This window comes from Ruegeria sp. E8, assembly GCF_056533985.1.
On the sequence record NZ_JBQFOY010000003.1, the window covers coordinates 1 to 22,988 of the forward strand.

The window sequence follows — 22,988 nt, forward strand, 5'->3', positions numbered from 1 at the left end:
CGGCGACCTGAACCGCTGGCAGAAGGTGATCGAAGCGCATCTGGAACGCTTCGCCTTCCGCGAAGAATTTAAACTCAAATGGAATGAGTGATCCGGAAGGAAACGTATGTCTGAACCTATCTACGCCATCGGGGATGTTCACGGCCAGCTTGGGATGCTGGAAGGGGCGCTGTCCCGCATCGAAAAAGATGGCGGACCGGATGCCCGTATCATCTTCATCGGCGACTATACGGATCGCGGAGCCGACAGCCGCGCAGTTCTGGACCTGCTGTCGCAAGGTAAAGCCGAGGGGCGGAACTGGGTGTTTCTGCGCGGCAACCACGATCAGATGTGCGCGATGTTTCTTGAGGATTACCCGCGCAATGATGCCCGGCTGCTGGTCGGATATCACTGGCTGCATCCCCGGATCGGAGGTGTTGAGACACTGAAATCTTACAGCGTCGACGTGGTCGAGGGCGACAGAATCTATCAGGTGCACGCACGGGCGAAAGCGGCGGTGCCGCAGGCCCATATCGATTTCCTGAACGGGCTTGTGCCGTTCCACCGCCAAGACGAACTGTTGTTCGTGCATGCAGGTGTTCGCCCCGGGATTGCTCTGGAGCAGCAAGACCCCGACGATCTGATCTGGATTCGAGAGGAGTTTCTGGACCACAAAGCACCCCATCCCTGGCTGGTCGTACATGGGCACAGCCATGTTGCGACCCCGGAACATCACGGTAACCGCATCAATCTGGACACCGGTGCGGCCTACGGCCACAGCCTGACCGCCGCCGTGTTCGAAGGAAAGGACTGTTGGGTACTCGAAGCAGACGGAAGAAGGCCACTGAAGCCGCGGTGAACCAGTTAACTTATCGGCCAGACAATTCGCCCAGTTGCGGATCCGGCCCGTCCGAATTCAGGATCACCCAAGCAAAGCCAGCGCAGTCGGCGCTGCGCCAGACATTGCCTGCGAAATGGTGGTGCTGCCGGTCGAATAGAACCCGACGCCGCGCGCGATTGCACAGGCCTTAAGGCAACAGATCCGAGACTTTGCTGAACCCGGTCAGGTCGAAGGCAAAGGATATCGGTTCACCAACCCTGTTTTTAGCTTCGATCTTCAACTGGTCCCCGGCGCGCATTGCCGACATCCATTCTGATGACACCGGAGAACGGGCAAAGCAGCCCTGCGCTTCGCAGGTCAAAAACTCCAACTTGGCGACCTCGGTGCCGTCGACCGTTGCTGTCAACCCTTCGGAAAACAACAGACCAAAGGGCAGGGTCAGCACCGTCTCGGTTTCGTCCTTGCCAGCGGATTTCACAAAGGAGATTGCTGTAAGCCGCTGATTGCTCTCCGTCAGAACAATGCTTTGCGTCATTTCACATATCAGTTCTGTTCCATTGACCTGATTGCTGCAATTGACCGACCACAGCGGCGCGGTGGTATCCTGGGCAGCCAATGGCTGTACCATCCCCAAAGACACCCCCAAGGCGCATATCCACGTTCTCATTCTGCTGTCCCTCATTGATTAAAATTGTACGCCAAGGCTAAGACCTACCTGCAGGGCCTCGGTCGAGTCTCCGAACATATGATCAACATTCAGGTTGATAAAGCTGCTGTCATCCAGCGCAAACAACCCCAGCTGCGCGGAGATCAAACCGTGCGCGTCGCCGATATAGCTGGTGTTCGCAAACCCTCCGTCAGCGGCACTGGCATCCGCGAACCCGGCTGTTACCGATACAGTGTCGTCTGACGAGAGGATGGCACCGGCCCGCAAGCTGGCGCGCAGTTTCCGCGACGCGCCAAAAGTCTGTTCCGTCCCGATCTCCAACGAAGGCACCAGCGAATAGATCATCTCGCTGCTGTCTTGCAAAACAATCCCGGACAGGGTGGCCTGACCATTGCTGTTGGTCGCCAGACGTGTGGCATCCACGGCGAGTTCGGGGCGCAGATAAGAATTGCCGCCGGCAAACCTGTGGTCATAGGCAAAGCTCAGACGCAGATTCTGGTGGTTCATCTTATGGGTAATCGAACTCACGCCCACAGTGTTTACAGGAGTACCGTTGGGCAGCACGCCGCTGACCCCGCCGGAACGCACCGTGTCATAATCCGACCAACCTGCAGACAGCATGCCCGCAAACTCCCACGGACCGACATACTTGGTCAGCGAGGCACCCAAATTAAACCGATCGCCGGTTGCGTTGTAATTTGACCCATCCCGCAGACTCATCCGGTCGTGACCCACAGCGAACCCGGCATACAGCTCGTCCCCGACCGGCAAACGGACACCGGCGGACAGGTTGGTGCTGTTGATGTCCAGCTCGTCGTAGATTCCGGTCTGTTCACGATCAAAGAAAGACCGTCCGCCGGTGAACCAGACGCAGTTGCGTGGATCGTCGCCCGCCTGGTAATCGGTGAACCGTTCGCAATTCTGCAGCGTGTCGGCAAAGACCCGGGTTCCGTGATAGGCATCCACCGCATCGGCTGCGTAGTTCGACGTCGACAGGCTGTCGATGGCAGCGATGACATTGGCCTCGGACTGCATATTCCCGACCAGCGCAAGGAATTCGCCCTGTGCGACAGACCCCTGCCCGTTCAGAACCCGATTGATGTAGTCACCGATGGCGGCCTGATTGGAGTTCATTCCCGGGGTCGAATAGTCCGGAGTAATTACCAAATCAATCGAGCTGCCGTCAGATGTCGAACCGTTCAGGCCGATGGAATAGTCCAATACCACCGTGTCCTGAATGGACGTCCCTGCATCGGATGCGGTGCCATTCGGGTTGATGATCACAAGCGGCAAGGCCCGTTCCAGCCTGTTCAGCATCGGGGTCAGTGTGCCGCCCATCGTTGCGTTGCCAGTGACATTGACCAGGTCGCTGCGACCACCCGAAGCGCCTGTGGTCAGGAAATACACGTCAAAGGTCGACGTGGCAGTTGATCCAAAAGACAGGCTTCCGGTCAGGTTGGTGGTCTGACTGACGTTACCGGCAAAGGTAAAGTCGCTGGCCTTTACTGTCGACGTCAGAGCCGTGTTCAGCCCTAAAGTAGCCCCCAGAACAAAATCGCCATTCACCTGCATATGTCCGGCAGTACCCAGATTGACCGTATCCAGCGCGTAGAACGAAGCTCCGTTCTCAACCGTCAGGCTGTTTGTGCCCGCACCCAGGTTCAGGTTGCCCAGTGCCGCACCCGCCAGCGAGATCTGTTCGTTGCCGCCTCCGCCATTCACGAGCTGATTGTTTCCGGCAATCAGCAGGCTGTTGGCGGACAGGTTCAGCACGTTGTTGGTTCCACCTTCCATAACGATGGATGCGACCGAGTCCGTCTGACCAGTGCCACCCAGCACCACGCCATCCAGCCCAAGCGAAATCGCTCCGGCACCATCGCGCCCTTCGGATTGAGCCAGAACACCGATACCACCCTGGCCGACCGACAGGACATTGCCGGTCAGGGTCATGTCGATGGCACCACCGGACCCGGCACCACCCGCAGTTCCGCGAAAGACCGAGTCGACCATGCCGCCACCGCCGCCCAGTGATTGCGCCACAACGCCAATCGCGTTTTCGCCGCTCGTCACGATATTCCCGGTTTGAGCGAAGTTAATATCGCCACCGTCACCGCCATTATTGGTCGACAAATCAACGGTAATACGGCTTGCGTCCATATCGGTCGAAACCAGGCCACCGCCACCGCCGATGCTTTGAACAACGAAGCCGTGCGAACCCTTGCCGCTGGTGGTCATGTCTCCGACATTCGTGAAGTTGACATCACCGCCATCGCCGGTCGATCCATCTTGCGCGCCCAGCGTTACATCCGCTTTTCCGAGGCCCGCGATGACAACCTCACCGCCACCTGCGCCGATGCTCTGAACGCTTTGGCCATAGGACCGGTCGCCGCTGGTGAACACGTTACCATCCAGCGAAAGGGCGATGTTGCCACCATCGTTGTTGAAGCTCGGATCCGAGCCCAGGATCACCGAGGCTGCTTTTTCCGTACCAGCGACGCCTGTGCCGTTGCTGTTCAGCACAAGCTTGCCGCCCCCGCCGCCAATGGACTGCGTCGCACCAGCCGAGGAGAATGCTCCATCCGTGCCAACGTCTCCTTTTCGGCTTCCGTTCACATTCCCACCGCTGGCGTCATTGGTGTTGATCGCACCCAGGCGCGCGGAGATATCGATGCCGTCGCCCTCTTCGACATCCACCGTATTCGTCGAGGTGCCGCCGCCGCCGCCCACGCTCTGCACCATCAAAGCCGTCGACCTGTCTTTGGTCGTCGCAATGTTGCCGGTATGCGATTGCGCAACCTGATTGCCAGCTGTGCCGGATACATCATCACCACCCAACGCGATATCGCTGCTGACAACACTGCCGGTTGCGCCAGAAGTCGTCGCGGTGAAATCAACAGATGTATCGACATTGCCTCCGCCGCCATTCACCGATTGGGCGAACACCGCTTCACTACCAGCACCATTGACCAGAATGTTGCCGGTTGAATTGACGGTCACAGTGCCGACCGACCCGGTCGTTCCTGTGCGAGCGCCCAGCACCTGTGAAATCGTGTAGTCCAGTGCCGAGATCAACGGGGACGAAACTGAATAACCCGCGTTGCCGCCTCCGCCACCAACGGATTGCGCATAGATGCCGTATCCGTTTTCGGCATTCACGACGATTGTGCCAGTATGGTTGACTGTAACGTCTCCGCCGTCGGCACCTGATCCGCCCGATCCGCCTATCGCGATCTTGGAATAGGACTTGCCGGTCATGGTGTTCTTGAGGTCGTTCACATCCATCGCAACGGCCAGCCCGCCATTTCCGCCCCCGCCGCCGACTGATTGCGCGAAGATGCCATAGGCGCTTGCGCCATCCACCTGAATGTCACCGCTGTTGGTGGCGACCACGTTGCCAGCAACGTTACCGCTGCCGCCCGAACCTCCGATGTTCAGCTGTGCGGTAGGAGAGCTGTTGTCCCCGGTTTTCAGCCGCAGCGTTCCGGTGATTGAGCTGCCGCCATTGCCGCCGCCGCCGCCGATTGATTGCGCGAAGATGCCATGCGCAGCCTCGCCCGTGGTCACGATGGTCCCGGCGTTGGTGACCGAAACGGTGCTGCCGATGCCGCCCGTGCCGCCCGATCCGCCCAGACCGAACTGCAAGGCCCGCCGCGTGCTGGCCTCTGCGCCGCCATAGCGCCCGTCGACCGAGATGGTCGAGCCGCCCGTGCCGCCACCGCCGCCCACGGATTGCGCGAAGATGCCGTGGCTTTCCTTGCCTGAGGTTCGGATTCTGCCATCGGCCGTGTTCACAACAGTCACAGTGCTGCCTGCACCGCCGGTACCACCGGTGCCTCCGATCAGAATGGCGTTTGTCGTTGCCCCATCCGAGGACCGGCCCAGAATGATGTTGCGCACCTGTTGCGCGTCACCACCGCCTCCGCCGACGGACTGTGCGTAGATACCGGAGGATTTGTCACCGTTGGTCTGGATGAGGTCGCGGTTGGTAACCGACACTGCGGCAGAGGTTGCCCCTGTACCGCCATTACCACCGACGGACAGGGTTGCCGTGTTCCCGATGTCCTTGCGCAAGCTGATGATCCGGTTTTCCACCACACCACCCATGCCACCACCGCCACCGACGGACTGAGCAAAGATACCATGTGACATTGACCCTTCGGTCGTGATGATCCCGTCACTGTCCACGGTCACGGTATCCGAAGTCATGCCGTCCCCGCCGGTGCCACCAACATTGATCGACGCCGTGGTACCCACCGTCGACGGGTTGACCACTGCCTTGATGGTGTCGAGGTTCGATTGACCCGCCTGCACCATACCGCCGGTGCCACCTGCACCTCCGATGGATTGCGCCAGCAGCCCATTGGACCGATTGCCAAAGGTTGCGACCCGCGCCGTATTGGTGACATCAACCTTGCCGCCAAGGCCTCCGGAGCCGCCGCTGCCCCCAATGGACAATGCAATCGACGTACCTTTGCCCGCCGAGTTGCTGGCCTTGCCGCCATTACCGCCGCCGCCGCCAACGGCCTGGGCAAATACACCATGCGCATCCGTACCCCGCGTGACCACCGTGCCCGCGACCACGGCTGTTACGTCACCTGCTTCGCCCCCTGTGCCGCCTTCCAGCCCGACCGACAAGCTGGCCTTGTTGCCTTTGCTATCGCCGGTTTTAGGTGTGCCAATGCTGACCGAAGTAGAGGTCGAGTTGCCGCCACCGTTACCGATCGACTGCGCGAAGAAACCGTAAGAGCTGTTGCCCGAGGTGCTGATGATCCCGTTCGAGCTGGCGTAGACATTTCCACCGCGCCCTCCGGTGCCACCGACCCGACCGATCTGAATGTTCACGTTGCCGCCATCCACCGAGGTCGAGGCCGAGTTGTATCCAGCATTGCCGCCGCCGCCGCCAACTGACTGTGCGAACAAGCCGTGCGAGTTTGCCCCTTGCGTGGTGATGTTACCGGTGTGGCGCAGATCCACCGCTCCACCGTTGCCGCCATTGCCTACACCGCCACCAATGGCCAATCCAAAGCCCTTGTTGGTCGCGTCCGAGGCCAACTCGTAGGTCATACCCAAGTTCAGGGCTGCGTTACCGCCACCGCCACCGATGGATTGGCCGAAAATGCCATGGCTGCTGTCCTGCTTGGTGAGCACATTGCCATAATGGTCGACATCCACCGTGCCGCCATCCCCAGCAGTCCCGGCAGAACCGCCGATGGCCACCACGGCCGACACGCCGGTCTTGTTGCCCGAGGAATCCGCCGGGTTCACCTTGCCTTCCAACTGGTCCAGAACCGCATTGTAGTTGGCGATCACAGAGGCATCGACGCCCGTGTTCGTGGGCGTTTTTCGACCACTGGAATCGCCCGTGCCACCATTGCTCTTGCTACCTGTGGTTTTACTTATGCCCACAACCGCGTTGATTCCGGCATCACCACCACCGCCGCCGATGCTGGACGCCTCGATCCCGTGCGAACCGACACCATCCGTCGTGATGGTGCCCGCTGCCGCAACAGCAGTGCCGCGTGCCACAGTGACACTGCCCGCGTCACCGCCTCCGCCGCCAAAGCCACCGATGCCCATCGCGATGGGTGAGCTGTCCTTGGTGCCGACAAAAGTCGCGTTGATCCCACCGGTACCACCGCCGCCACCGATGCTTTGAGCAAAGAGCCCGCGTGCGTGATACCCATTCGTCGCGATATCGCCGGTTTGCGTAACTGAAACATTGCCTGCATCGGCGCCAGTACCGCCATGGCCGCCCAGGCCTCCGACAATGCTGAGGTCGGTTTTGCCATCCGAATTGTTGGAATCCCCATAGTTCAACTGGCCGGTCACGTTCAGGGCCCCGTTGCCGCCTCCGCCTGCGATGGACTGCGCCAGCACACCGTGCTTCCAGTTGCCCGCGACCGAAACAGCCCCGGCGTGATCCACGGTCACGTTGCCGGAAACGTTGCCGTTACCGCCAAAACCACCGACGCCGAATGTAACGGACGGAATCTTGCCGTCCTTGCTCAGCGCAATACCGCCCGACACGTTCAGGCCGCCATTGCCGCCACCGCCGCCGATGGATTGCGCCAGCAAACCGGCAGAACCATCTGTGTCCTGTTTGTCTTCGTTAAAGACACCCATATCGATGAAAAGACGTTCCAGCCCGAAATTCGAGGCCAGCTCCTGCGTGTCGTCCACAATCGTGTTGCCCAGAAAATTACGCAGCTTGTCTTCGAAAGTCGTTGTGTTCGGGATCGAGATGTCGTCCGGGTTTGTCGTCACGGTAATATTGGCCTGTGACGTTACAGAAACGTCGCCCGCTTTACCGCCATTGCCTGCGAAGCCGCCAACGCCCACGATCAGAGAGCTGTCGGAAACGATCCCGCCGGATACGTTCATCCCGCCATTGCCACCGCCACCGCCAACGGATTGCGCCAGCAGACCTGATTGTCCGGTACCATGCGCTCGTATCGTACTGCCTGCGCCGATGTTCACATCAACGTTTCCGGCATCGCCGCCGACGCCACCAAAGCCGCCGACGCCTACGACCACAGCATAGGATTTACTCTGATCCGTCTGACCCGCACCGGGTTTGCCGCTGATTGCAAGGCCACCGGATACATTGGTGCCGCCATTGCCACCGCCGCCACCCAGCGACTGTGCGATTATACCGCTGGCACCTTTGCTTTGGTCGACCACAAACGTACCGTTAGATTGCTGCACCATCGGCACCGCTTGCAGGTTCCCGGTGTAGTCCAGATCAACCGCGCTGGCATTGCCGCCCGATCCGCCAAAACCGCCAACACCCGCCGCAACCGAGAAAATCGTGTTCGAGCCCGAAGGTTTGGTCAAAGACAATGCGCCCGAAATGTTTACGCCTCCGGTGCCGCCACCGCCGCCAAGGCTTTGGGCGAACAGACCGTGCGACCCGTCACCTGCCGTTACAACGTCGCTTTGAACGTCCAGCGTCACCGTTCCGGCATCTCCGCCGCCACCGCCAAAGCCGCCAAGACCAAGGCCCACGGCCGCACCGGATTTGCCGGTCAAATTCACCGCACCGGCAACATTAAGACCGCCATTACCACCGCCGCCGCCAACGGATTGGGCCATCACACCAATACTGTCCACACCTGTTGTGACAATCGAGCTGGTCGCGCTGCCGCTTGTGCTGGACCGCAGGGTGCTGATCACATTTCCCGCGTTTCCGGCGCCGCCGCCGAAACCACCAACGCCCAAGCTGATTGCGCCGCCGTTTTGCTGACTGATGCCCAGCGTGCCTGAGATATTCGTGCCGCCATTGCCGCCGCCGCCGCCGAGATTCTGCGTCAAAACAGCCGTACTGCGGTCGCCGCCGGTCCGGACACCGCCCGTGACGGTCGATTGAACCAGCGCGCCTGCATCCGCACCACCGCCACCAAATCCGCCGACACCGATGCCAACCGCTGCGTTGGCCGAACGTGACAAGGACAGGGCCGCTGAAATATTCGTGCCACCGTTGCCGCCACCGCCGCCGAGGCTCTGCGTCAGAATGCCGACCGAGTCGTCGCCTGTCGTATTAACGGTACCCGTGACCTGCTGGGTCACATTCTCTGCCGCGCCTCCGCTGCCGCCAAAGCCACCAACACCGATCCCCAGCGCGCCGGAATAGTTGCTGGCCACGGAAATCGCGCCCGAGATGTTGGTGGCTCCGTTACCGCCACCGCCGCCAAGGCTTTGCGCGACAACGCCTGCCGAACGTGTGCCCGAGGTGCTGACATTACCCGCAAACGTATTGCCGACCACGCCGCTGGTTCCACCGCTGCCGCCGAAACCACCAACGCCAATCCCCGCAGCACCCGATCCCGTACGCGCAATGCTGAGCGCGCCCGAGATGTTGACACCGCCGTTGCCGCCGCCGCCTCCGACGGACTGCACCAGTACCCCGGCCGCATTCTCGCCGGTAGTGGTGACATCGCCAGTAACCGAGCCCGTGGCTGCGCTTGCATTACCGCCACTGCCGCCGGATCCACCGATGCCGACACCAACCGCGCCGCCACCAGTGCCCGAGATGTTGACGGCAGCCGAGACATTCAGCCCTCCGTTACCGCCACCGCCTGCAGCCGATTGAACCAGAACACCGCCCGAATTGTCGCCCGCAGTCGTGACGTTTCCGACAACTGTCCCGGTGGCCGTATTGGCGTCACCGCCGCTGCCGCCGCTGCCGCCGAGCCCGACAGAAGCGCCGCCGCTGCCCTTTCCAGCAACTGTGACCGTGGCCGAAACATTCATGCCGCCATTGCCGCCACCGCCGCCGAGGCTCTGCACGATGACACCGCCGGACTCGTCGCCCTGGGTCGAGACGTTGCCGTTCAGAGTGGCCGTGGCCGTACCGCCATTTCCGCCGGTGCCGGACGCGCCGCCAAGACCGACTGAAGCTCCACCCGATCCTGTACCTGCCGCAGCAACCGCGACCGAGATGTTCATGCCGCCATTGCCGCCACCGCCGCCAACGGACTGCGCCAGAAGACCGGTAGAGGTGTTCCCAAGGGTTACCAAATTGCCGGTTACGTTTGCTGTAACCGCAGAGGCATCGCCACCGCCGGTGCCGCGACCACCTAGACCTACGGCAACTGCGCCTGACCCGGTGCCTGCACCGCCGACCGAAGCTGAAACGTTGAAGCCGCCATTGCCGCCGCCTCCACCGATAGATTGGGCGACAACCGCGCTGGATTGTGCGCCTTCGGTTCGGACATTGTTGGCAACTGTCAGGCCAACGACACCACCAGTGCCGCCGCTGCCACCGGACCCACCCAAACCTACGCTGATCGCACCAGACCCGGTGCCTGCGCCTGCAAGTGCTGGCGACACGTTAAAGCCGCCATTGCCACCACCGCCACCGACGGATTGCGCCAGAATACCAACCGAGGCACCACCTTTGGTTACGACATCCGCCGTTGTGTTCGCCGTGACCCGGCTACCATTGCCGCCTCCGGCTCCCGAGCCGCCAAGGCCAACGGAAACCGAACCAGCCCCCGTGCCAGCACCCGAGACCGTAGGTGAGACGTTAAAGCCACCGTTTCCGCCGCCGCCGCCAAGCGACTGCGCGACAAACCCGCTGGATGCAAAGCCATCGGTCAGAATGGTCCCGTTCGACGTCAACGTGACAGTGCCGCCATTGCCACCTGTGTCACCTTTGCCGCCAAGTCCGACGCTGACCGCGCCGCTGGCCGTACCCGCCCCCGACAGAACCGGGGCTACGTTGAATCCGCCATTACCGCCGCCGCCGCCAATCGACTGAGCAACCACACCCGAGGAACTGTCGCCGCGGGTTTCAACCGCGTTATTGGATGTCGCGATAACAGTGTTGCCGTTTCCGCCGCCTGCGCCGTCTCCACCCAGACCGACGGATACGCCACCGCCTGCAACGCCAGACCCCTGGACCGCCGCACTGACGTTGAAGCCGCCATTGCCACCGCCACCACCGATGGATTGCGCCAGAAACGCCGTGGCCGAGTTGCCCTGGGTCAGGATCGTGCCGTTCGAGGTCAGAGTAACCGTACCGCCGTTGCCGCCACCCGCGCCGGTGCCACCCAGCCCGACGCTGACTGCACCGCTGGCCGTACCCGCTCCTGCTCCGGTACCGGAAATGTTAAAGCCGCCATTGCCACCGCCGCCACCGATGGATTGCGCCACTACGCCCGAGGACCGATCCCCGGCCGTTACAATGGAATTGGTTGTTGTCAGATTCACCGAACCGCCGGTAGCCCCGGTGCCACCGTCACCGCCCAAGCCGACCGAGACCGCACCACTGGCAACACCAGCGCCCGCCACTGAGGCACTGACGTTGAACCCACCGTTGCCACCGCCGCCGCCAACGGATTGTGCCAGAACTGCCGTAGAATCCGCTCCGCCTGTGCTGACAGTGCCGGTCACACGACCAGTGACCGATTTTCCGATCCCGCCGCCATTGCCACCGCCGCCGAGACCCACCGTAACGGCCCCGCCACCGGCACCGGCCCCTGCGATCCCGGCTGTGACGTTGAAACCGCCATTACCGCCACCGCCGCCGATGGATTGGAACACAACGCCGCTTGAATTATCGGATAGGGTTGTGACGTTGCCGGCAACCTGGCCATCTACAATGCCACCGTCGCCTCCCGAAGCCCCGTCGCCCCCTAGACCGACACCGATCGAACCGGCTCCGGCGCCTGCAGCCGCAACGCCTGCGGTAACGTTGAAGCCACCATTACCACCACCGCCGCCAATCGACTGGATCACCACACCGGAGGAGCGCAGCCCTTCGGTCCGGACATCGCCATTGACGCGAACGCCAGTGACCGTGCCACCTGCGCCGCCGCTACCGCCCTTACCGCCAAGGCCCACATCAACTGTTCCGGCCCCTGCGCCACCCGCGGCCAATCCAGCCGCGACGCTGAAACCACCGTTGCCGCCACCGCCACCGACGGACTGCACGACGACGGCACCGGAATCGTTCCCTCGTGTTGTTACATTTGCGCCGACCTGTGCCGTAACAGTTCCACCTGTTCCGCCGCCGCCAGCTTTGCCGCCAAGTCCGACGCTGACAGATCCTGCAGCTGCACCGCCGATATCGGCGCTGGCACCGACAGCATAACCGCCATTGCCGCCACCGCCGCCAACAGATTGCGCAACCACGCCGCTGGAAAATGCCCCGCTGGTTTCGATTGAGGTTCCACCAGCGACCAGAGTGACGTTGCCTCCGGTACCGGCACCGCCGCCGTCTCCGCCAACGCCCACATTGATCCCGACCGCAGCCCCGCCGCTTGCGCTGATACCAGCTGCGATGCTGCCGCCACCATTGCCACCGCCGCCACCGACGGACTGCGCAATGATCGCGCTTGAGTTTGTGCCTGTTGTCGTCACATCCGCATTGGTGGAAACCTGCACAATACCACCGTTTCCGGCGCTGCCCGCTTTCCCACCGATTCCAACGGAAACATTGCCAGAAAACAAGGCCGAAGCACCGCCCGTTGCAGCCACGGCCAGACCGCCATTGCCGCCACCTCCACCAACGGACTGGAATAACATACCCGTTGACCGGTTTCCGGTGGTCACTACCGTGCCATCAAACCCTGCGGCAGTGGCCACACCACTACTGTTGAACTGGCCAACCGTGACGTTTCCGCCCTTGCCACCGCTGCTTCCTTCGCCGCCAACGCCCACGGCCAGAGAGCCGGAGACCGGGCCGCCCGATACCGCGACCGAGACAGCATATCCGCCGTTACCGCCGCCGCCTCCAACCGATTGCAGCAGGACGCCGGTGGAGTCTTCCCCTCCGGTCTGCACCGAAGCTGAACCACCGCCGCTGAGCGTCACGTTGCCACCGTCGCCACCACTGCCTGCCGATCCGCCGACCGAAACCGAAGCCGCGCCAAATGCACCCACGGCAACCGAAACAGCCCCGCCGCCATTGCCGCCACCGCCGCCAACCGACTGTGCGAACACGCCCGTCGACCGGTCGCCGGACGTCTGAATCGCAGATGGCTGGCTGCTATCGGTGTTGGACAACGTGACGTTGACGTCACCGCCTTTGCCGCCAGCCCCGCCATCCCCGCCGATGGCCACCCCTACAAAAGCCCCGACCGCTCCGGACGAGCCGCCATTGCCGCCGCCGCCGCCGATGGACTGAGCCAGGATGCCCATCGCATCGTCACCGCCAGTGGTGATGATGCCATCATTTACAATGGTCACCGTCGATCCGCCGCCGCCGCCGCTGCCGTTGCCTCCCACGGACACCATCCCACCGGACGAACCGCCGTCACCACCGCCGCCACCGATGGACTGCGCAATGATGCCTCGCGCGCCGTCCCCTTGAGTCACGATGCGCCCATAGTTGCTGACGCTGACCGCCGCACCTGTGCCCCCTCGGGAACCTGTGCCGCCGATTGCAACCAGACCGTAGGAATTCGCGCCGGTGCCACCGCTGCCGCCAATGGATTGCGCCATTACACCGTCAGCCCCAACCCCCTGAGTCAGAATGCTGCCCGAGCCCTGCACGGCCACACTTACAGATTTACCGCTACCGCCGTTCGAACCGACACCGCCCAGGGACAGAGACACCAGACCACCGGCTGTTCCGCCCGAACCGCCACCACCGCCGATAGACTGGGCGACAATCCCGCGCGCAAAGCTACCGCGCGTTTCGATGGCTCCTCCATGCGAGACCGAGACTTGACCGCCATTGCCGCCGTTGTCCGCACCGCCGATCAACGAGACCAGAAGGTTACCGCTGGTCCCCGCAGAGCCGCCAGACCCACCGATGGACTGGGCATAAATTCCGTTAGCGTAATCTCCCGTGGTCAGGATGCTGCCGGTTGACGTCGTGTTGACAACAACAGTGCCGCCACTTCCGCCATAGCCGCCGCTACCAGAGGATCCGACCAATCCCCATTGCGAACCGCCGTTGCCGCCATTGTTTGAAACGCTCAAGGCATAGATTCCGTCAGCCGACGCTCCGCTGGTCGAAATCGCCCCACTTTGGGTGACAGTCACGTTGCCGCCATCGGCCGAGTGCCCTCCGGTGCCGCCGCCCGGTGCCGCATAGCCGCTGCCGCCATTGCCGGCCTCACCACTTCGGCTGAACGCAAAAATACCGTCATTTCCACTGCCGGAGGTCTGGATCGCGCTGCTGGCGTTTTGTGTCGCGTTGACAGTACCCCCCTTGCCGCCGTCACCGCCATCGCGGCCGCTCCAGAAACTCAGATACGAGTCTCCACCATTGCCGCCATCCCCGCCGACGCTGCCGACCTCCCATCCGACATTGCTTGTGGCATTGACATTGCTGCTGAGCGATTTGGTTTGCGTAGGCCCGGTGGCCCCGTTGCCGCCTGAACTTGGTGGCACGAACAGCGCGCCATCGCGTCCGTTGCTGCCATCCTGACCGTAAACAACCTGGCTCACACCGTTCGGCCCCGAGACATTCACGGGCGGCGTGACCGCGCCCGGAGTACCCGAACTGTTGAAGTTGCTATTGTACTGTGACAGCGTCAACTGAGTCGACAGACTTGACGTTCCAGTCGCCCCAGAGTTGCTGATTTGGGCTGTCGTTCCGCTTATCGAAACAATACTAAATGCAAGCGGCGGATTGTCTGAATTGTAAATCGTGTCGCCCGCGCTTTTGACGAGGAACACATATCCGTCAGCAGTTTCTACAAAGGCGGTTGTCCCGGCTGTCGGTGTCGAAGCCGGGTCGACAATCAGCGCGCTGACGGTGGTATCCAAGCCGGTCACAGGGTTTGTTACTGTGTCGCCAACTTTGGACGTGGCTGTAGGAGCAGCAAACAAAGGTGTTGAAATCAAGATACAAAATGAAACTGACAACAACAGGTTTGATTTGGTTTTCACGCCTGAACCTCGCAACCGACTCTTCAAAATCACATAGAAAAGGGGTGCAGTCCTGAAGCACTGCGGCCTACAATTCGAGGCTTCCCCATCACCACTTCGGCCAGCATATGTGCAATTTTAATAAGATTAATGTGACTAAGTTCACGCAATCGTGTGATTGGCACCATTCATTGCCGAAATGCAACATTAAAGTATCATCACGATACTTGATGGCGCGCCCGCAACGGAAACTTTTTGTAGGCGAAGCCCCTTCTATCTCTCAATTTCTACCTTGAGTTGCTAAACGATCAGACCGTCTCGTCACAACTTTGGCGGCAGAGCGACGATACAGACGATCAAGTCGAAACCTCTGGACGACACGATTAGTATCACCGCTTCACCACGCGGTGGGCTCGGCACATATGAGGACACCGTACCTTCGGCGAAAAAACAAACAGTTCGGACAGTTCATGTTCAAACGATGCAATAGAAGGACAGTAACTGAAGGGGCCGCATATTGGCCCTGCATGTCAAAAAGTTTTATTCGTTGAACAGTGTTATTCTTGGCTGAGAGGCGTTTCGTTCATTCGAAAAACCGCTGAATACCTATTCATTCAAGATAAGCGCTGGAACCGCGCAAGCCGTTCCTCCGACCCCAAAACTGCCCCAGTGCCAAATGTTCAGCTTTCAAAAAACTGACAATTATGTTGCCGAAACCGGTTTCGGGCTCAAAAAATGAAGATATGAGAGCGAATCTTACAAATCGGCTGGATACATCTGCGCCTGACAATCAGCAGGCGTCTGGTCGTGTGAAGATCGATGATCTCGCAGCGCGGCTTGGCCTGTCGAAAAGCACAGTTTCGCGCGCATTGAACGGGTATCCGGATATTGCCGAAACCACTCGAAAACGGGTCGAAACCATGGCGCGTAAGTTGGGGTATCGTCCGCTCAGCCATGCGCAGGCAATTCGAACCGGGCGGGTTCGGGCCATAGCCATGGTACTCAACGCTGACGAGCCGGATGGCCACAATCCGTTTCTGCAAGAATTCCTCGCCGGAGCTTGCGAGGCCGCGAGTGGCTTTGACTGGACGATGACGATATCAACCGCGAGATCCGAGCAAGACACGCTCAAGGTTCTGGCCCGTCTCGTTGAGGAGCATAAAGCCGACGGATTTATCCTGCCCAGAACCGCAGTCAACGACGCGCGCATTCGCTTTCTTCGGCATCTGGACGTGCCGTTCATTCTGTATGGCCGTACCGGATATGGATGCGCTACCCCTCCTGCAAACACTTCCTGGTTCGATATTTCCGGCGAGACGGCCATCCGCAAGGCAGTGCTTCGACTGGCAGGCCACAATCATACCCGTATCGGGTATGTCGGCAGCGATCTGAAGTTCAACTACAGCCATCTGCGCCGCGACGGATATGTCGAAGGGCTGGATATCGCCGGGTTGCCATTCGATCCAGAGCTTGTGCGGAATGGCGCACGGACACGCGAAGAAGGAGCGGCGGAAAGTCGGGCGCTGCTGCGGCTGGACCGACCACCGACGGCTATCGTGTTTGCAACCGATCTGGCAGCGCTGGGGTGTTACTCGGTCGCTGCTGATCTGGGTCTGACCATCGGTCAGGACATTTCGATCATCGGCTACGACGGCATTCCTGAATGCCACTACGCGCGTCCGGGCCTCACGACGTTCAATGTTGATAGCCGCGCGGCGGGTGCCCGTCTTGCGACTTTGCTGATCCGTCAAATCCGAGGCGAAGCCCCTGATACTTTGCGTGAACTTGGTGAGGCGTCTCTGACCGAACGTGCATCTGACGGCCCACCCTTTCTGACTCCGGAGGAGTTGGCGAAAAAAATCATGAAATCCAATGAAGACACCTTGGGAGGAACCCTGAAATGAAACTCACACCCAAAGCGGCCAGACTTATGCTGGGCTCGTCGCTGGCTCTCGCTCTGACAGCGTTGTCCGTGCAGGCCGACACGATCCGTTTCTGGACCACTGAAGAACAACCAGAACGTCTGGCCAGACAGCAAGAGATGGCCGACCAGTTCAAGGTTGAAACAGGCACAACGGTAGAGGTGATCCCGGTTACTGAAAGCGATCTGGGCACCCGCGCCACCGCTGCCTTTGCGGCCGGTGACCTGCCGGATGTGGTCTATCACCCTCTGCAATACGCCCTTCCTTGGGCTGAAGCGGGCATTCTGGACACCGGGGCCGCAAGTGAAGTGATCGAGGATCTTGGCGCGGACACCTTTGCCCCCGGCCCCCTCTCCATGGCTGCCTTTGATGGTGAAACCGCATCGGTTCCGGTCGACGGTTGGACCCAGATGGTGGTCTATCGCAAGGACCTGTTTGATGAGGCCGGTCTGGAAGCCCCGGACAGCTTTGCCGACATTCAGGCCGCACTGGAAGCGCTGCATAACCCGCCAGAAATGTACGGATTTGTCTCGGCCACCAAGGTTGATGAGAACTTTATGAGCCAGGTGTTGGAGCATGTCTTTCTCGCCAATGGCGTCAGCCCCGTAGGCTCCGACGGTTTCCAGCCGCTGGACGAGGCCAAGACCACCGAGGTTCTGGATTTCTACAAAGCGATCTCCAAGGCGTCGCCCCCAGGTGAGCTGTATTGGAAGCAATCGCGAGAGCTGTATTTTGACGGCAAAGCAGCGATGATCATCTGGTCGCCCTTCATTCTGGACGAACTGGCTGGTCTGCGCGATAGCGCTCCGCCGACCATCAACGACGATCCGACCTCGCGCGACTTGGCCAGCAAGACCGGTATCGTGACCAAACTGTCCGGCCCGTCGAACCCGGATGGAGCGGCCTGGGGCGATGTTCGGTATTTCGGCATCACCAGCGACGCGGACACCGATGCGGCAATCGACTTTGTGAAGTTCGCCATGGATGACGGATACACCCAAACTCTGGCCATCGCGCCAGAAGGCAAGTTCCCGGTCCGGCGCGGCAATGCTGATAACCCAACCGCTTTCGCAGAAGCGTGGGCAGAGCTCCCCGTTGGTGTCGACCGCAAAGCGCCACTGGGTGATCTTTATGAGCAGGCGATGATCGATGAAATCGTCGGCGGTCTGGACGTCGCCCAGCGCTGGGGTGTCGCCGAGGGTCAGTTGGCGCTGGCGTCGAAGATGATCAACAGCCAGGCAATCAACCGCGTCGTCCGTCAGTACATCGACGGTGAAATTGATGCCGCAGCCGCAGTTGCAGCCATGAACGACGAACTCGCCAAGGTCGAGTAACGCGACCTCTCTCTGGCATCTACAGCGGCGTTCGCGCCGTTGCACCCAACCCTTCGAGGTACCCCATGACTTCGGCCACCCCACCGACCGGAACAGGGGCCCTAGCCAAACGCGAGGCGCGATTGGCCTGGGCGCTGCTGGCTCCTACAATCATCAGCGTGTCGCTGGTTGTTATCCTGCCGTTGCTGGCGATTATCTGGATCAGCTTCAAACCCTTCACGCTGTCCGACCTGCGCCCGCCTGCACCCGTCGTACGTGAAAGCCTACGCGGTTCGGGCGACGATCTTCGGATCGAATACCGGTTGCGCAACTCCAGTCAGGAAATCGCAGTCGAGGGCGTGACCCTTAGCGACGTACTGCCAGATGGAGTCACCGCAGTTGATGTCACCGCCCCTTGCATTTTGGAAGGGCAAGACCTGTTCTGCGATTTCGGAACGTTGAAAGGCGGCCAGCGCGAACGCATTCGCATTCCGGTCACATTGGATGGCGACAAGGACGCGTTTGAGGATCTGGTGGAGGGTTCTGAACCGGATATCACTGGCAGTGGTCCGAACATTCTGACCAATCTGGAATTCAGTCTGGAAAACTTCGCGCGCGTCTTTGACGGATCGGAATTCTGGGGCGTTCTCTGGGTCACCTTGTTCTATACTGTCTTCGGTACAATCGGCGCTCTGGTCATGGGCCTGTTTGCTGCCCTGTTGCTGAACAAAAGCTTCAAAGGTCAGGGGTTCATCCGGGGCCTTTATTTATTCCCGTATGTCGCGCCCGTAATCGCCGTAGCCTTCACCTGGGTCACGCTGTTTGATCCGTTCTCGGGCTCAGCAAACGCGCTGCTGGTGCAGATGGGGTTGAGCAACGATCCGATCAATTTCTTCGGCGAACGTCCACTGGCGCTGATCATGGTGACAGTGTTCGAGATCTGGCGCTATTTCCCGCTTTCCTTCTTGTTCATTCTGGCGCGAATGCAGTCCATCGACTCCAGCATGTACGAGGCGGCGGATATGGACGGGGCTTCACCCTTCCAGAAGTTCTGGCTGCTGAGCATCCCGCAGTTGTTGGGTATCCTTTCGGTGCTGTTCCTGCTGCGTTTTATATGGACGTTCAACAAGTTCGACGACATTTTCCTGCTAACCGGCGGCAATGCGGGCACCCGCACGTTGACCGTGAATGTCTATGAGCAGGCTTTTGCAATCTCGAACATCGGTGCAGGCGCGGCTGTGGCCGTTGTGATCCTGATGTGCCTGATCACTTTCAGCTTTGTCTTCTTCCGCTTCATCAGCCGTGAGGAGGGTCTGTGATGCGCAATGGTTTTGTCACCGGTCCGGTTCTGGGAGCACTTTGGCTGGTTGTAATATCTACAACCATCGCTGTAACCATGTCCTTCGCGACGGGCGCAGCATTTCGCCCGCAGGTCCTGATGAGCCTGATATGGGGGGCGGTGGCTGGTCTGGCCTACGTCCGATTTCCGGCCCGTCTTGCCCCGGCACGCCAGGGCGTGACGGCGCTGCTGGGCCTGTCCTGCCTGACCGGTTTTGGCCCGGTTCTGGTTGGCTCGGACACCACGTTGCAGGCGACGATGATCACCGTCATCGCCATGGCCGTGGTAATGCATCTTTCGATGGCGGAAATTCTGAAGGAGCTGCCGTTCGGTACACTCACCCGCCACGAATACGAGGACGCGGTGATCCGGTTCTGTACCGGGTTCGGTTACATCTTCTTCACCGCCATTGTTGTCATACCCTTCTATGTGATGGTGATGACCAGCCTGAAATCGCAACAGGCGTTGTTGCAAAACCCTCTGGATTTCTCGGTGGACCTTTCGCAGGGCTGGGCGTTATTCCGCAGCTACACGGAACTGTTCCGGGATTTCAATTTCGGCACCTATCTGTGGACCTCTCTCTATGTTTCGGTCCTGACGGTCTTTATCACCCTGCTGTTCAGCGTTCCCGGTGCCTATGCCGTGGCACGCTTTCGGTTCAAAGGGCAAAAGGCGTTCTCACGCTCGATCCTACTGATCTACATGGTGCCAATGATCGTTCTGGCGCTGCCGATCTATATCGCTTTCTCGCTGACCGGCTTGCGCAACTCGATCCTTGGCATTGTGATGATCTATCCGGTGACGACGATCCCGGTCGCGCTGTATATGCTTCAGGGTTACTTCCGCGGCCTTCCAACCGAGGTCGAAGAGGCGGGTCTGATGGATGGCCTGTCGCGTCTCGCGGTGATCTGGAAGATCACCCTGCCCCTCAGCCTGCCAGCGCTTGCGTCGGTCTCGCTCTATGTCTTCATGATCGCTTGGAACGAGTTCCTGCTGGCCTTCATGCTGCTGGACGACCCGTCGAAATTCACCCTGACCCGAGGGGTAACGATGCTGAACTCTTCGGAAATTCCCCGACAGCACCTGATGGCCGGTGCGGTGATCGCCACCGTCCCGATCATGGCGCTGTTCCTGGGGCTTGAACGTTTCATGACCAAAGGCCTCACAGCGGGGTCTGTCAAAGGATGACCGAGATGAACCAACTCACAAACCCAGACCGCGAGGCGCGCAATATCCTGATCGCCAATGATCGCGACGGCTACACGATCCCAACCGAAGGGCTGTACCCATACCAATGGAACTGGGACAGCGCCATCGCCGCGCTTGGCTTTGCCGAGTTTGACATCGACCGCGCGTGGATCGAAATCGAGACGTTGTTCTCGGGCCAATGGGATGACGGTATGGTACCCCATATCCTGTTCCACCAACAGGATGAGGGTTACTTCCCTGGCCCTGACGTCTGGGGTTGCGACGGGCCCATTCCGTCCTCTGGCATTATCCAGCCACCGATTGCTGCAACCATGGCCCGGAAGATCTGGGAAAAAGACCCCGAAGCTGGTGAGACCCGCATGCGCGCTCTGTTTCCGGCGTTGCTGGCCTGGCATCGGTGGATCATGAAGTGGCGTCTGGATGACCGTGGTGCGGTCTGCACCACGCATCCCTGGGAGGCTGGCCGTGACAATGCGCCGGATTGGGACAACACGATGGCGCGGATGGACGCCTCGGACGTAGGGGAATATCAGCGCCGTGACACAACGCATGTGAACAGTGAAGACCGCCCGACAAAGTACGACTATGACCGCTATATCAAGCTGGTACAGATTGGGCGGAACGTGAAATGGGATCAGCAGAAGCTGCTTGACGAAAACCCGTTCCGGGTTGCCGATCCGACCATGTCGTTCACCACATTGCGCGCGGCGAGGGATCTGTTGGTCGCCAGCAAGACATTGGATTTGCCTGCCGACGGCCTGAAGGAGGACATCGCAAAACTGGAAGCCGGAGCGCAATCGCTTTGGAACGATGATCTGGACTCCTTTGATTCACGCGACGCCCATACCGGCGAATGGGCAGGCAGCGTTTCGAACGCGTCTTACTTGTGCTGGTACGCGGGTGTGGACTCTGAGGGCATGTTGCGGCGCGCCCGATCCGTTCTGAAAACCGTCCCGTACCCTTTCCCAAGCTATGATCCTTCAATGTCGGGTTTCGATCCTCGCCGATATTGGCGGGGGCCAAGCTGGGCGATCATGAACATGTTGGCAGGGTTCGGGCTGGACGAAATGGGTCACAAGGAAGAGGCCGAGTTGCTACGTTGCAAAACCGCTGATCTAATCTCAACCTTCGGCTTCGCCGAATATTTCGACCCGATAAACGGCAGCCCCGCAGGCGGAAAGGCATTCACCTGGACGGCCGCTGTCTGGCTGCATTGGGCTGGGAGGAACTGATGGGCAGTATAGAACTCAAAGGCGTCGAAAAGTGGTTCGGCAGCGCTCAGGTCATCAAAGGCGTCGATCTCAAGGTCAAAGAGGGCGAATTTGTCGTCTTTGTCGGCCCGTCGGGCTGCGGGAAGTCTACTCTCCTTCGCATGATTGGCGGGCTGGAAGACATTTCGCGCGGCGCGCTTCTGATCAACGACGATGATGTCACCGATCACCCGCCATCCAAACGCGGGCTGACGATGGTTTTCCAATCCTATGCGCTTTATCCGCATTTGACTGTAGCTGAAAACATGGGCTTCTCGCTCAAGGTCGCAGGCGTACCCAAGGCTGACATTCAGGAGCAGGTCGGAAAGGCCGCTGAAGTTCTGAAGCTGGAGCCGTTTCTGGAACGTCGGCCCAAGGACCTGTCAGGAGGGCAGCGCCAGCGCGTTGCCATCGGGCGCTCGATCGTACGCGATCCCACGGCCTTTCTGTTTGATGAGCCGCTTTCGAATCTGGATGCCGCCCTGCGCGTAGAAATGCGATATGAAATCGCAAAACTGCACCAGAACCTGAAACGCACGATGATCTACGTGACACATGATCAGGTCGAGGCAATGACGCTGGCGGATCGGATCGTCGTACTGGAATACGGCAAAATCGCTCAGGTGGGCACACCACGTGAGCTTTATGAACGCCCGGCCAACCTGTTTGTTGCCCAGTTTATCGGAAGTCCGAAAATGAATATCCTGCCATGTGCGACACGGGACGGTTCATATCATCTGGACAATGGCGGATCTGGCGGCTTCCCCCTGACCGGTGAGGCAATTCACGTCGGCGTTCGCCCTGAACATATTGAAATCGCAGAGCCGGGTGCCGGTCAGACGGATGGGACAATCGAAGTCGTCGAGTATCTGGGGGCCGACTCGTTCCTGATTGTCGATTGCGGAAATGAAGAGCGGGTCACCGTACGTCTGAATGGGGACACTGATCTGAAAAGCGGAGAAAGCATTGGCATGGTCTTCCCCCCCGACAAAGTGCACTTCTTTGATGCTGAAGGACAGTCTTTGACCGAACATCAAGGGTAAACGCAGCGTAATCCTCAAGTCCGGCCCGCTCCGAAGGCGATGGGCCGGGCTGGCGTTTCTTTTTTAGCGTACCGATAAATCCAACCTCAATTCACGCGGGTC

9 protein-coding genes are annotated in these 22,988 nt (G+C 60.1%); 7 read left to right on the forward strand and 2 right to left on the reverse strand.

The features are described from left to right. The first annotated feature begins 106 nt into the window (after window positions 1-106). Window positions 107-838, forward strand: a complete 732-nt coding sequence (locus tag ACR0LF_RS05380; RefSeq protein WP_480579967.1) for a metallophosphoesterase family protein — start codon at window positions 107-109, stop codon at window positions 836-838. Window positions 839-1,007: 169 nt separating this feature from the next. Here ACR0LF_RS05380 and ACR0LF_RS05385 read toward each other — a convergent pair whose 3' ends face one another. Together ACR0LF_RS05385 and ACR0LF_RS05390 are read right to left on the reverse strand one after the other, a co-directional pair. After that, window positions 1,008-1,487, reverse strand: coding sequence for an invasion associated locus B family protein (locus ACR0LF_RS05385; RefSeq protein WP_480627524.1), 480 nt, complete (start codon window positions 1,485-1,487; stop codon window positions 1,008-1,010). An 18-nt stretch (window positions 1,488-1,505) separates the two neighbouring features. Continuing rightward, window positions 1,506-14,708 (reverse strand): hypothetical protein, encoded by a 13,203-nt coding sequence (locus tag ACR0LF_RS05390; protein ID WP_480856087.1) that lies wholly within the window; start codon window positions 14,706-14,708, stop codon window positions 1,506-1,508. 845 nt (window positions 14,709-15,553) lie between these two features. On the opposite strand from ACR0LF_RS05390, the gene ACR0LF_RS05395 reads away from it, so the two are divergent. From ACR0LF_RS05395 to ACR0LF_RS05420, 6 genes are all read left to right on the forward strand, one after another. Continuing rightward, on the forward strand, window positions 15,554-16,714 hold the full coding sequence (locus ACR0LF_RS05395) for a LacI family DNA-binding transcriptional regulator (protein WP_480579977.1): 1,161 nt from the start codon (window positions 15,554-15,556) through the stop codon (window positions 16,712-16,714). Further along, complete coding sequence (locus ACR0LF_RS05400; RefSeq protein ID WP_480579980.1) at window positions 16,711-18,066, forward strand: ABC transporter substrate-binding protein; 1,356 nt, start codon at window positions 16,711-16,713, stop codon at window positions 18,064-18,066. The genes ACR0LF_RS05395 and ACR0LF_RS05400 overlap by 4 nt, the downstream gene beginning before the upstream one ends. 65 nt (window positions 18,067-18,131) lie before the next feature. Then, complete coding sequence (locus ACR0LF_RS05405; RefSeq protein ID WP_480579983.1) at window positions 18,132-19,364, forward strand: carbohydrate ABC transporter permease; 1,233 nt, start codon at window positions 18,132-18,134, stop codon at window positions 19,362-19,364. Continuing rightward, window positions 19,364-20,572, forward strand: coding sequence for a carbohydrate ABC transporter permease (locus ACR0LF_RS05410; RefSeq protein WP_480579986.1), 1,209 nt, complete (start codon window positions 19,364-19,366; stop codon window positions 20,570-20,572). Before ACR0LF_RS05405 ends, ACR0LF_RS05410 begins: the two co-directional genes overlap by 1 nt. A gap of 5 nt (window positions 20,573-20,577) precedes the next feature. Further along, a complete protein-coding gene (locus tag ACR0LF_RS05415; RefSeq protein WP_480579989.1) occupies window positions 20,578-21,825 on the forward strand; it encodes an MGH1-like glycoside hydrolase domain-containing protein in 1,248 nt (415 codons plus the stop codon). Then, the gene (locus tag ACR0LF_RS05420) at window positions 21,825-22,886 is read left to right on the forward strand and encodes an ABC transporter ATP-binding protein (protein ID WP_480579992.1); all 1,062 of its coding nucleotides are present in this window, start codon (window positions 21,825-21,827) and stop codon (window positions 22,884-22,886) included. The genes ACR0LF_RS05415 and ACR0LF_RS05420 overlap by 1 nt, the downstream gene beginning before the upstream one ends. Window positions 22,887-22,988: the final 102 nt, after the last annotated feature.